Genomic DNA, 13,820 nt, shown 5'->3' with positions numbered 1-13,820 from the left:
CTCAATCGGCAGAGCGGGTGACTGTTAATCACTAGGTTGGGGGTTCAAGTCCCTCCCGGGGAGCCAGATAGCTCAAAGGCTGTTTTCGAAAGAAAACAGCCTTTTTTATTTTTATAATGTCTCCGCCCTTCTCATATCCTATTTTGCAAGATATATTCTTCGCATGGAAATATTACCACAAATCAACCAGTATTTCTTAAAAACGAAGCCTTCATCCATTCAGCATGACACCCCTGATTCAGACCAGTCTTCTAAGGAGAAGACACGTGAATATAATAAAATTATATGTCGAGAATGCGGTTTCCAAATTACAGCCAAATCCTTTGCCATCAACATCAACGGCAGCCATGAGCACTCTTTTTTCAATCCCGGTGGCTACGTATTTCAAATCAAGTGTTTTTCTACAGCTATAGGTAGTTCAAGCATAGGTGAACCATCATCTGAATTTTCATGGTTCTCAGGATACACATGGAAAATTGCAATTTGTAAAAACTGTCTTAAACATCTTGGTTGGAAATTTCAGGGCAGTAATTATTCATTTTTCGGACTCATCAAAAACAATATTCTTGACGATAATAAATAATGCCCCTGAAATCATATGATTTCAGGGGCATTATTTATTTATACCAAAAACAAAGTACTAATTTATTTATAGTAAAGTTTTATCTCATTTGTTTTAGATTCAGTCTGGCCGGGTGTAGGCTGGCCGGAAACCAGAATATATCCTTTACCTCTGCTAAATGTCTTACTGGACTCGAGATACGCTTCAAGGCGCTCTCTGTGATTAGGAATTGTAGAATCAGTCAAAACTGGAATCATCCCCCAGAAGAAATTTAAATAGGACGGAACACTTTTATCAGGTGTCAGGCAATATATGGCCTGCTGAGGTCTACGACTGCAAATAACTCTAGCAGACGCCCCACTATTTGAATGACAGAGAATAGCCGGGCTTTCAATATTATCGGCAAGCAGACAAGCTGAATAACTAAGATATTTAATCGGATTAACTTCTTTGCTCGGCTTATACGGTTCTTCTATACGTTCCAGATAGTAAGGTTCAGTACCCTCAGCAATTTCCTTTATATAGCCGACAGCTTCAGCAGGATAATTACCAATTGCAGTTTCTTCGGACAGCATACAGCAATCAGCCCCGTCCATAATTGCGTTAGCAACATCGTTTGCTTCTGCACGAGTAGGAATCGGATTTTTAACCATTGAAAGCATCATCTGTGTAGCAACAATAACAGGCTTCTGAGCATGTCGAGCTGCACGAATAAGTTTTTTCTGAATAACAGGCACAGTAGAAAGCTTACACTCAAGACCAAGATCGCCACGAGCAACCATAATACCGTCAGCAACTTTTAAAATTGACTCAATATTATCTACAGCGTTCTGTCTCTCAATCTTGGCGATAATTGGCAACCATGTACCGCGAATCTGCATTTCAGCCTGAACATCTTCAACATCTTTCGCCGTCTGAACAAAAGACATTGCGATAGCATCTACTCCGATATCGATACATCCGGCGAGATCAACACGGTCTTTTTCAGTAAATGCAGGCAGTGCAATATTTTTACCGGGAAAAGTTATTCCTTTACGTGAAGAAAGAATCCCTGCATTTTGAGAGCGAATCTTATAAAGTTTATCTTTTTCAATAGTTTCAGTTACAAGAAATGTAAGCATTCCATCGCTTAATGAAACTTCCATACCATCTTTAAGTCCAAGCAGAAGCTCAGGCTGATCAAGAGGAATAAAAGGCAGATCAGTCACATCACCTGCAACTTCAGGAAGTCCGAGATAAACATCATTATAGGCATCAATCTCGTGAGGAGCACCTTCGACAACTCCAACTCTGATCTTAGGACCACAAAGGTCACCCATAACGGTCAGAGGAATGGATAAATCTTTTTCCACCTTACGAATTATGGCAATAAGTGGACGAAAACTTTCAGCGTCCGAATGTGAAAAGTTCAAACGCAGGATCCTGACCCCGTTTTTAACCATTTTAGTAATAGTTTCGGCATTACCGGAAGCCGGCCCCAGAGTAGCAACAACTTTGGTTCTCATTTTCTTAACCTCAAGTTTTGTTTATTGAGTAAATTTCCCACTTCCCAAATTCACCAATATCCGTACAGCTGACCTGACTGTAAATGTTCATTTCCGAAAACAACTATAACCTAATTTTCGGAAATGTCCATAATGATAATTTCAAGGCCAGTTTTCTTGCCAACAGCTATTAAATTGTTTTACAGAGCGTCTTTGCCCATTTTTAGAAAATCGACCTTAAATAAAAATAATCTAACCACATGGAGATCAAATGTTCAAAAATTTACTTAAACTGACACTTCTCATTGCTATGGCAGCGTTTATTGCAGGCTGTCAGCAGCAGACAAACTCCGGATCTAAAATTGCCTTTGTTAATACTAACAAGGTTTTCAAAGAGTGCAAGGCCGGAGCTGCCGGAATGGAATATTTAAAAAATGCTGGCGAAGAATTTCAGGCAAAATTTACTGAAATGCAGAAAGAACTTGCAGGTAATCAAACTGAAGAAAATACCCGCAAATTTCAGGCAGCTCTTGGCGAATACCAGACTAAAATGAGTGCTGAACAGAACAGAATTGTTGAAGCTCTTCAAAACAGTTTCACCAAAGCAGTTAGTGATTACCGCAAAGCAAACGGATACTCTGCTGTTATCTCTACTGAATCTGCCATCAGCTATGACGAAGCTGCAGACATAAGTGCAAAAATCATCGAAGCTATGGATAAAATGGACATCAAAATCAAACCTGAATAATCTTTATTTGATTTTTATGGATTACAAATCCCCCTTGTCATATGACAGGGGGGATTTATTTTTTATACACTTAATGCAAAATTAACCAATTAATAACCAGCTTTCACTTGCTTTTTAAAATTAGCCAGTGGATTATTGGATTAAATAGTCACCATAAAATTCAATTAAAACGAATGGATTATTATGAATTTTGCAATTTTCGGAAGCCTTTTTGGAGGCCTTGGACTTTTCCTTATCGGTATGAGGATGATGACAACCGGGCTTAAACAGGCAGCAGGAGGTTCCCTTAAAAGAATATTGGGAGAATGGACAAAAAACCCTGCCAGAGGGCTTTTTTCAGGTTTTATAATAACCGCTATGGTTCAATCCTCAAGCGCAGTCACTGTTGCAGTTATAGGTTTTGTTAATGCTGGCCTCATCACCATTTCACAATCTGTGGGGGTAATTTACGGCAGTAATATAGGAACAACAATAACTGGATGGATTGTCGCTTCGGTTGGTTTTAGTGTTAATATGAAAAGTCTTGCCCTGCCTATGATTGCTATAGGTGCGCTTATGCGTCTTAGCGGTCCAAATGCCCGGCGATCTTTTTTTGGTGATGCCTTTGCCGGTTTTGGCCTGTTCCTCATCGGAATTGCAACTCTGCAAACATCTTTCAATGGGATAGAGTCATCAATTGACCTCTCACAGTTCGCAAATATGGGACTTATATCCATACCTGTTTTTATAGGTATCGGACTAATTCTAACCGTACTGATGCAAAGTTCCAGTGCTGCCATGGCCTTGGTTTTAACTGCTACGGTCAGTGGTCTTCTCGACCTTAATCAGGGAGCAGCTGCAATAATCGGAACAAACATAGGAACTACTTCCACAGCGGCTCTTTCCGTCATCGGTGCAACTGTAAATGCTAAAAAAGTAGCTACAGCACACATAATCTTTAATATAGCAACAGCCCTTACCGCTCTTCTACTGCTTCCAGTTATCATTAATTCTATATTATTTTTAACTAAAATGGTGGGTATTGAGCATGAACCGGCTGTGATTCTCGCCCTCTTTCATACTATTTTTAATATTCTTGGAGTTATCATTTTTTGGCCTTTCACAAGTCGTCTTGTAGACTTCATCAATCGGCGATATGCAAAATCAGGAGATGATAGAACTCTACCTCAATATCTTGACAGCAATGTTATCGGAACTCCGACTCTAGCCATTGATGCCCTGAACTTAGAAATGGAACGAATAGGTGAAGTTACCCGTACAATAGTACGTAACGGGCTTAATTCTAATTTCAGTTATGCTGCAATGTCTTCTGATAAAGAAATCCAGAATAGCCTTATTGAGGCTTCACGATCTTTTTGCGCTAAGCTGCAATCCAGACCACTGACCGAAGTTCAGGGACAACAGGTCGCTACGGCTTTAAGAGTTCTACAATATTTCAGAACAGCCGGAGCCTTATCTTCATCAATTGAAAAGAAAAGACTAAAACCTGATCTTGAAAAACTTGGTACTGATGCAGATCTGGTATCTGTATTCATGAACTCATGCCTTGGAGTACTGAATATTGCAGATAATCCATCATCTGATGAATTTTGCAAAATCGACAACATGATACACGACATGCTATCAGCATATCATGATTTAAAAGCCAAGCTGCTTTCGGCCGGAGGAAAAGGTAATATTCCAGTCCCCGAAATGGTTGAGCAGCTTGAACTTTTCTCAAAAATACGAAGAATTACCAGACAGACTGCCAAAGGGGCTGTCTATCTTACAGCTATGAATCCGGCTTCCGGCATCTGCTGCCCGACAAACACTGTTAAATTTGCATGGAACCGCCACTGGTAAAAATACTGGAGCTTCATAATGAATAAATTCAAAATTCCCGCACTTATTTTTGGTGCTGTATTCGTTGCATCTGCAATCGCACTTATTCTCTATATTAAAAATGATACTGCCAAAAAAACAAGCGCACCTGTAGACGCTCCGGCCTGGGTTCATAAGAACGGATCAAGCGGTATGCAACCCATATCAGGTAAAATTGCCAGTTCCGGTAATCATAATAATGCTACCAATAATACTAGCGATGCTAAGCCGCAAAAAGACAGCCAAGGCTCTAACCGCACAAATGAAAAAGAAAACAAACCCGACAGAAACAAAACAGATGAAATGACTGCGGGTAAAGCAATTACTAAAATCCAGAAAGTTATTGTAACTGAAATTTTCTTAGATAATTTAGCAAGCTATATTGCTGACAACTACCATCCGGTGGGATCTATTCCTAATAATCAAAAAGCAGGATACAGCTCTGCCGGTTTTAAAAGCATCAACACATACTTTGGTCTAAATTTACGGGGTCTTACACCAGAATCTGAGTCTCTTGATTCTGCCCGCAGAGAAATCTGGAGTGAATTGCTTTCTCCAGGCACACTGACCAAACTTTATGAAACATATAATTCTGATCTGCTCGATATTATTGAGGAAAAAGGAATTCTGGCAGAAAGAAAGTTTATGCTTGAAGGTGATTCATATGAACTGCGTGAACTGACAAGAAAACAACGGGCTGAGATGTTCAAAGTGAGCACGTTTCCCCTCCGTCATGTTGCTGCCATATTAAATGCTATCGCTGAAAATAGAGATCTTATTCAGGCCATGGATGGATATATCAAGGCAGAAAAAAGAGTTGATATTGCAAATGGTATTTTTCAATCTGACCTGAACCAGTCCCAGAATTCAAACTCAGTAGCAGCTAAAAACAGAGCGACTCATTCCGGAAAAATTCTTAAAGATGCGATAACTGTCCGCGAGAAAATAAAAGAGGGTATAACCTCTAAAATTAAGTCTTTTTGTGCTGGTATATGTGAAACTCCTGATGACTCATTTTACATTGCCAAATGGGTATTCAGACGCATCAAAGACAAAGACAGCCGAATTGAATCAATCCTTTCCGGAAGCAGAATATTGAATAAAATTGCAGATGATATGGAAAGACGGGCAGAATTAATCGAAAGAAAAATCTAAAATAAAAGGCCGCATGCTTTACGCATGCGGCCCGCAAAAAAAATCACTCAATTTATCAGGAAATTCTAGTCTCAGAACTGCAATAAAATGTGATTGGAATTCTAATTATTACTGTCATTCCTTCTCCAGGGCTTGTCTCAATGGTAAATAGACCACCATGCTTCTGTGTAATTATAAAATAAGAGACAAAAAGACCTAGTCCCGTTCCTTCACCAGCTGCCTTTGTTGTAAAAAATGGCTCTAATGCATTTTTACGGGTTTCATTATCCATCCCCGGACCATTATCTTCTACTTCTATACGCACAAATTCACTTTCAAGCTTAAGCCTGACAGTAATAACACCACGTGAGTCTTCATTTCGATCTGGATCAGAATAAATTGCCTGAACAGAATTCTTAATAAGATTAATCAACACCTGTTCAATTTCAGACGGAGAACATAAAATATTAGAAATGGAACTATCGAGATCACGAACTATCTCTATGCCGCGATCTCCTGACTTTCGGTAAATATCATATCCACTGAAAGATAAATCAATAGCTGTTTCAACAACTTTAGCAATATCTGAGCAGACCTTCTCCCCTCCGGATTGACGGCTGAATTGCAACATATTGGAAACGATCCGGGCAGAGCGTTCTCCCATTTGCTGGACTGACTGAAGTTTATTGATAATTCCACGACGCTCACAATATTGCAAAACTTTATCAAAAGGTATGCCCAGCTCATTTGCAATCATTTTATTTTTATTTAAGTCACTGGAAAGTCTCCTTAAAATATTTTGAACACCTTGCAGAATCCCACCCAGTGGATTATTAATTTCATGAGCCATTCCTGCGGCCAGACCGCCGACAGTCATCATTTTTTCAGTTTGAACCATAACTTCTTCCATACGGGTACGGGCAGTAATATCATCAATACGAATTACTGCTCCGGCCTCATCCTCAGACTTAAAAGGAAAGACTACAATTTCAAAAAAAACGGACTCGGCTCCACGATCCACATGAAAAATTTCTGTTCCGCCTTCAACCTCGCCATGGATAGTACCATAAATAAGGTGCTCAAAACGCCGAAGTTCTTGCATCATCTCAAAAACAAAATGTCCCTGAGCATCAACCTCCGAAATTCCTGTCTCTGCTACTGCATGAGCATTCCACAACACAACATTGGCCTTTTCATCAACTCCGACCAGAATTGACTTCATTGAATCGATCAAATTTGCCAGATAATTACGTGTACGGCGGAGTTCACGCTGATCAGCAAGACGCCTGCGAACATCACGGGCAACCATAACAATATACAGTCTGCCACCGACAAAATGTACGCGCAAGGTCATCTCAACCGGAATTTTAGCCCCGTCTTTGCATAGCAACTCAGTTGTAGAGACATCTTCCTTATCCCATGAAGAATAGACTTCATCGTCAGTAAGTACCTCATGAAGTAAAAAACATGTTTCTTCAGGGAAAACTAATTCTGGAGGGCTATCAATCAATTCCTCACGCGAATAATTAGTCTTTTTAAGAGACGTTTTATTTATATCTGCAAAACTCCATGAGAAAGCATCAAGCACAAACAGAGCATCATTAGCATGCTCTACCAGTGCCCTGAATCTTTCTAGCTCATTAATCCTTTCCCTTAGTTCAGGATAATAGCTTTTGCGCATAGAATTTTCGCCGAGCCCTATGAGTTTATTGCGAATATCCTCGTTGCTTTCTTTCTTATAACGCCGCCTCATAAATTTTCTCTATATCCTTTTGGGTGAGTTCAACAGGATTTGTAACCATACACGCATCTTTCAAAGCCAGCTCAGCTAATTTTGGTATATCAGCTTCTCTCAAACCGAAATCACGTAAAGATTTATGTATTCCAGCTGCTGTTCGCAATTCAATAACTCTTTGCACAAGTTCATCGCAAACTTGATCTGAAGATTTGTTCTGAACATTAATTCCCATGGACTCAGATATTTCCGTATATCTCTCAACAGCAGAGGAAAAATTTTTTCTGATGACATATGGCAAAAGAATTGCGTTACATTCACCATGTGGAAGATCCAGAAGCCCGCCCAGACTGTGAGCCATAGCATGCACAGCTCCGAGAATAGCATTTGAAAAAGCAAGTCCTGCCTGCATACTTGCAAGCATCATATGACCACGCAAATCTATATTTTCAGGATCTTGTATAACTGCTGCAAGATTTTCACTTACAAGCTTGATTGCGTCAAGGGCCAGTAAATCCGTAAGTGCAGAGTTTGCATTGGAAACATAGGCTTCTATGGCATGAGTAAGGGCATCCAGACCTGTTGCTGCTGTCAGTTGCAGACTCATAGTCGTTGTTAGTTCGGGATCAATCAGGGCTGCATCCGGAACCATAGCTTTACTGACAATACTGATTTTAACATCACGGTTAGTATCGGTAATAATTGCAAACTGTGAAACATCGGCAGAACTACCAGCGGTGGATGGGATACATATCAGAGGTGGACCGGGAACTTCGACCATGTCTACACCTTCAAAAGAAAGAATATGAGCATTATTTGTAATAACAATACCAATTCCTTTGGCGCAATCCATCGGACTTCCACCACCGACTGCAACAATACAGTCACAATTGTTATCCATATATACTTCAGCCCCTTTCATTACCTCCGTATCGCGCGGGTTTTCAGAAACATCACTAAATATAGCCGAATCTACACCGGATTTAGTCAAGCTGGCTTGGACCTTAGTAACCCAACGACACTCAACAAGTCCCGGATCAGTAACTATCAAAGCCTTATTTACACCGAAATTTTCAGCATACTGCCCTGCCAGCAGTGATGCACCTACTCCGAAAATCAACTCTGGAGCAACAAATTTACGTTTGGCGATAACTTCTTTCACAGCCTCCCTCCACAGATAAAAAGGTAATAACCTTTATTCATCGATATATAAGGTTAAGCTAACATTTTTTTAACAGATAACACCTTTTTATTTAATAAAGCAAATAACACGCTACAATATCTGAAATTTTCATACAAATATTAAACGCCACTTTCACGTTATAATTTTAGATTAATGAATTAATACTAGGAACTATTGCTATCTATGATATTAATATAATACCATGATCAAATAATATTAGATAAAGTTAATATTACGTATTGAAACTATAAACCGGTAACCTGCCAATACGAATATGATGAAACTATCAATAATTATGACACGTCTGAAAATACGCTCAAGGCTCACCCTTTCATTTTCGGCAATTACAATTTTTGCAATTATCTTATGTGCAGGCACAATATATCCGCTTGTTAAAAATATCGTTCAAAACAACATTGAAAATGAACTGATCAATACAACCAGTACTGTTGCAGATATGGTTCAAGCCGCAATTAATGTTTCGGTCCGCAACCATTTACGAGCTGTATCTGAAACGAATCTTCAAAATATTCAAACGATCTATGAAGAATATAAATCTGGTGAATTAACTGAAGCCGAAGCTAAAAACAAAGCTGAGAAACTGATTTTAAATCAAAAAATAGGTAAAAAAGGATACAACTACTGCCTACACAGTAATGGCAGTATTGCCGTACATCCTAACAGTAAACTGGTCGGAATTAATGTAGATAATTTCGATTTTATACAAAAGCAGCTAGCTCTTAAAACTGGCTATATTGAATACGATTGGGCAAACCCAAATGAAGGAGATAAAAAAGCAAAAGCCCTGTTCATGGCTTATTTTAAACCGTGGGATTGGATCATTTCAGCATCAGCATACCGTAATGATTTTGTTTCCCTTGTAAATGCTGAAGATTTTCGCGAAAAAATAAAAGCCGTAAGACTCGGAAAATCAGGCTACGTGTTCATAATAGGTAAAGATGAAGAAGTCATAGTTCACCCATGGATATCAGGTACTATGAAAGAATTCTACGATATACTTGGCTATCAGGTTCTATCTGACATCTATCAAAAGAAAAATGGCAAGATTAAGTATAACTTGGTTGACCAAAACAGCAAAAAAAACCGCGAAAAAATTGCAATCTTTAAGTACCTCCCAGAAATGGACTGGATTGTTGCGTCCTCAATGTATACAGATGAGATATATTATCCCCTCAAGCAAATAATATATTTTATTATTTTTTCAATTTTCATATCTTTAGTTCTTGCACTTCCTTTAAGTGCACTAATTGGAAACAGTATAACTATTCCAATTAATAAGCTTGTTGCGCTTTTTTCTGATGCAGCAAAAGGGAATTGGACCACCCGTTCGAAAAACAATTCACCAGACGAAATAGGTGTCCTTTCACGCAAGTTCAATAAATTTATGGATGATTTTCAAGGGATACAATGTAACCTCAGTACAGAAGTCGCTACCCGACAAGAATCTGAATACCAACGCAAACTTTTTGAAGAAGTCTTTAATAACGCAATGGAAGGAATCACTATTACCGATTTTAACGGTAATATAATCAAGGCTAATCCAGCATTCACAACAATTACAGGGTATGATGTTGATGAGGTAATCGGTAAAAATCCAAATATTCTAAAATCAAATAAACATGGCAAAGATTTTTACAAGACCATGTGGGAAGAAATAGTTGAAACAGGCCACTGGGTAGGTGAAATCTGGAACAGACGAAAAAACGGTGAATCTTTCCCAGAACTGTTAAGTATCAGTGCAATTCATGATTCTTCCAATGAAACAACACACTACGTTGCGGTTTTTCATGATATCACTGAAATGAAAAGCAAAGAAAAACAAATTAAATATCAGTCCCATCACGATGCATTAACTGGTCTTCCAAACAGAGTATTGCTTATTGACCGAATTGCAATGGCAATATCAAGAGCAAGACGCCAAAATACCAAGCTATCTCTTTTCTATCTTGATCTAGATAATTTTAAAACCATTAACGATTCACTCGGCCATGCTTTAGGTGACATAATACTGCAGATAACAGCAAACCGCATTTCTGAGATATTTGGAAATCAGGATATCATATCACGCCTTGGCGGTGATGAATTTGTTATCATGATCGAAGATGTAAAAGATGAATTTCATTTAATTAATCAGGCAGAAATACTGCTTAAAGCATTTTCCAAACCATACAAGGTCAATGGACACGAACTGTATGTGAGCACAAGTCTTGGGATTACCCTTTACCCCGATGATGGCGAAGATCCCGGCACACTTATTAAGAACGCCGATATTGCTATGTATCAGGCTAAGGAAGAAGGCAAGAACGGCTACCACATGTTCAAGCAGGAAATGCATGACCGGATAGAAAGAAGACTGAACATTGAAAATGCACTCCGACAAGCTGTTAATAAAAATGAATTTGCTGTTTTTTATCAACCTAAAGTTAATATAAAAACAGGTAAAGTATACGGTCTTGAAGCCTTAATACGCTGGGTTCAGCCTAATGGAGAAGTAATATCCCCTGCCGAATTTATTCCGCTGGCAGAGGAAACAGGCCTGATTATTGATATCGGCAAATTTGTATTTAAAGAGTCATGCATAATTCAACGTGAAATTATTGAAAAAACAGGCCTCAACTTAATCATTTCAATCAATGTCTCAGGTCGCCAGTTGAAACATCATGATCTGATAGAAGATATTAAAAATATTGTTGACAATTCTGGTTGTCACTCTAAAAAAATTGAACTTGAAATAACTGAGTCAATGCTTATGGATAATACTGAAAAGACTATTGCAACACTTAATCAAATTTCAGCTATGGGCTTTTCACTTTCAATTGATGACTTTGGTACAGGTTATTCATCACTTGCCTATCTGAAAAAATTCCCCATTAATACTCTCAAAATTGACCGCTCATTTATAACTGACATGGCTGATCACGGTGAGGATGAAAGTATCGTTCAAACCATCATTGATATGAGTAAGAACCTCAAGCTTAAAGTTGTGGCAGAAGGTGTTGAGACCAAGGAACAAGCAGAGATACTTAAAAAATTAGGCTGCTACAGAATACAAGGCTATCTGTATGCTAAACCAATGCCCATCAACGAACTGATACCCTTTTTAATTAACTGGGAATAAATATTTGTTAAAATTAAAGGGCCGAAATTCAATGTTTTCAGACATTAAATTTCAGCCCTCTCTTAAAGCAACAGCACTTTGCGAAAGAAGGAATCGCAATAACTAACAAACAGATTCTTGATGTTCTCTTTTTAGCAAGTCATTAACTGTTTTCACAGGTGAGAAAGTACTCAAAGGTACTTCCACGAAAACAGTAATCCACTTCGCCATCGAACCATTCCAGAGTCCGGGTAATTCCATAGCTTTCAGCATACGCCCGTCTTTGGATTTAGTGGAAATAAATCCAGTTTCAGGATCCATAAATTTCATAAGGTTAAATCTTTCCCCTTTATAATTACGCACGCCACATACAAGATCCACAGGATTAAAATGAGTTGCTGTTTTTAAAATTTCCTCCTGATCTGAATCAGTCATATCGACCTGACTCTTCTCGACAATCTGCGGTGACGCAAAGCCGTCACTTCCCTTGACCCAGAAGGGACCGCCACCGGGTTCACCTTGATTCTTTACCATCCCACATACGCGAACTGGTCTGGATATATGTTTCAAAAGAAAATCAACACGCTCTTGTATGCTGAGTTGGGTAAAATTAATTGGCAGATGAAGATTTAACCGGGATACAGCAAAAAGGGATACCACAGCGACCTCAAATTCACTGCAATTGTGATTTTCAAGCATATTTATGCATTCAAAAATTTGATCCTGCAATTGAACAAGTAAACCACCCAGAAGTTTTTTATACTCAATAGTCGGCCCTTTCTTACTGTCAGGAACAACGTTATCAACATTCTTTAAATAAACCAGATCACCGCCCATCCGCTGTAAATTCCCAAGCAAAGCACCATGTCCGGCAGGACGAAACAATATCTTATTATCAAAAGTACGAAAAATTTCATTATCCATATCGACAGCAACAGTATCGGTCTTCTTAGATTGCTCTGAAAAAGTTATGTCGAATTTTTTACCACTAAATTTTGCTATACTTTCATTAATATGAGTACTGATAGCTTCTTTGTGGTCCGGAGAAACAGTAAAATGAATTTTAACTTTGTTCTTGCGGCATTTTATATATTCAAGAGATTCGGCCAAATGTTCTTCAAAAGAAGTCCTATAACTATCATCATAGCTGTGAAATGGTATCAGCCCCTTAGGCATCTCAACAAATCTAAGTCCCTTATCAGTCAGCAGATATTCCAAAATAGTCGAATATTCAGCATTATCGAAGCATTTTTCAAGGTCATACCCATTTTCAGCCATGACTTTCTTTAGTGAACCGTAGAAAGGCATCATAGGCAGACACTCCATGAAGTCATCTACAAGCAGCGAATCATTCGCTTCAAGTTCACCTCCATCTTTTTCAACATTCAACTTAGAAATAAGATGCTTAAACATTCTTGTTGCAGCACCTGAAGCAGGGACAAACTTTGAAAATCGTCCTTGAGACGCTGCTTCTTCAAAAATGCCTAAGAGTTCGTCACGCTCTTTAGATTTGATACGATAAATCCCATCTCCAATAATACATGCCCGATCAAGGTGCGTAGCTGGAAATCCAGTCTTAAACCGCTCAACCTGAGCTGACAAATCAGTAACGGAAATAGTGCTATCAATAATATCAATTAAATCGTTCTCAATCTTGCGAAGTTCGTTTTCAGTAGTCATATGCACCTTCCCCTCGTTTAATTGAAAGACAGTGTTGTGGACAATAAAGTCCATATTTATCTTAGCTGCGAACACAAAACAGACTCCTAGATATCTACCCCTTAGCACAGTTTTTGGCGCATGTTTAGTCTCAAAATAAAATAAATCATAACTTTTCAGTTTTAACCTTATAACTCTAATACTTACCTTTATTTTTTATAATAAAATATTAGTTTTCAGATAGTTACAAACAATCAACTGTAATCTTATAAGTAATAAAAATACTCAATGTAAACGATACACAGTAACGAATTAAGATCTTTAACATCTAAATAAT

Annotated in this window: 9 protein-coding genes; 5 read left to right on the top strand and 4 right to left on the bottom strand. The window is 38.5% G+C overall.

Translation table 11 applies throughout. From position 1 onward, the window contains the following. Positions 1–163: 163 nt before the first annotated feature. Positions 164–583 (top strand): cereblon family protein, encoded by a 420-nt coding sequence (locus H589_RS0112745; protein ID WP_027722373.1) that lies wholly within the window; start codon positions 164–166, stop codon positions 581–583. A gap of 62 nt (positions 584–645) precedes the next feature. On the opposite strand, the gene pyk is transcribed toward H589_RS0112745, so the two are convergent. Then, complete coding sequence (gene pyk, locus H589_RS0112740) at positions 646–2,067, bottom strand: pyruvate kinase (protein WP_027722372.1); 1,422 nt, start codon at positions 2,065–2,067, stop codon at positions 646–648. Positions 2,068–2,317: 250 nt separating this feature from the next. Between pyk and H589_RS0112735 the strand changes: the two genes are divergently transcribed. From H589_RS0112735 to H589_RS0112725, 3 genes are all read left to right on the top strand, one after another. Continuing rightward, complete coding sequence (locus H589_RS0112735; RefSeq protein WP_027722371.1) at positions 2,318–2,794, top strand: OmpH/Skp family outer membrane protein; 477 nt, start codon at positions 2,318–2,320, stop codon at positions 2,792–2,794. 183 nt (positions 2,795–2,977) lie between these two features. Continuing rightward, entirely contained in the window at positions 2,978–4,636 is a 1,659-nt protein-coding gene (locus H589_RS0112730) for a Na/Pi cotransporter family protein (RefSeq protein ID WP_027722370.1), read from the top strand. An 18-nt stretch (positions 4,637–4,654) separates the two neighbouring features. Continuing rightward, positions 4,655–5,809: a hypothetical protein gene (locus H589_RS0112725; RefSeq protein ID WP_027722369.1), complete on the top strand. Its 1,155-nt coding sequence runs from the start codon at positions 4,655–4,657 to the stop codon at positions 5,807–5,809. Between the two features lie 55 nt (positions 5,810–5,864). Here H589_RS0112725 and H589_RS0112720 read toward each other — a convergent pair whose 3' ends face one another. Beyond that, positions 5,865–7,541 (bottom strand): PAS domain-containing sensor histidine kinase, encoded by a 1,677-nt coding sequence (locus H589_RS0112720; RefSeq protein ID WP_027722368.1) that lies wholly within the window; start codon positions 7,539–7,541, stop codon positions 5,865–5,867. Continuing rightward, complete coding sequence (gene ercA / locus H589_RS0112715; protein WP_027722367.1) at positions 7,525–8,685, bottom strand: alcohol dehydrogenase-like regulatory protein ErcA; 1,161 nt, start codon at positions 8,683–8,685, stop codon at positions 7,525–7,527. Before ercA ends, H589_RS0112720 begins: the two co-directional genes overlap by 17 nt. Positions 8,686–9,001: 316 nt before the next feature. Between ercA and H589_RS0112710 the strand changes: the two genes are divergently transcribed. Further along, entirely contained in the window at positions 9,002–11,845 is a 2,844-nt protein-coding gene (locus H589_RS0112710; RefSeq protein WP_245577143.1) for a bifunctional diguanylate cyclase/phosphodiesterase, read from the top strand. A gap of 102 nt (positions 11,846–11,947) precedes the next feature. Here the strand turns inward: H589_RS0112710 and H589_RS0112705 are convergent, their stop codons facing one another. Continuing rightward, positions 11,948–13,504, bottom strand: coding sequence for a DUF4301 family protein (locus H589_RS0112705; RefSeq protein ID WP_027722365.1), 1,557 nt, complete (start codon positions 13,502–13,504; stop codon positions 11,948–11,950). Positions 13,505–13,820 lie beyond the last annotated feature (316 nt).

Source organism: Maridesulfovibrio zosterae DSM 11974 (assembly GCF_000425265.1).
GTDB lineage: Bacteria > Desulfobacterota > Desulfovibrionia > Desulfovibrionales > Desulfovibrionaceae > Maridesulfovibrio > Maridesulfovibrio zosterae.
Note: the sequence above shows the minus strand (reverse complement) of the source record. Positions and strands in the feature narration are given on the sequence as shown.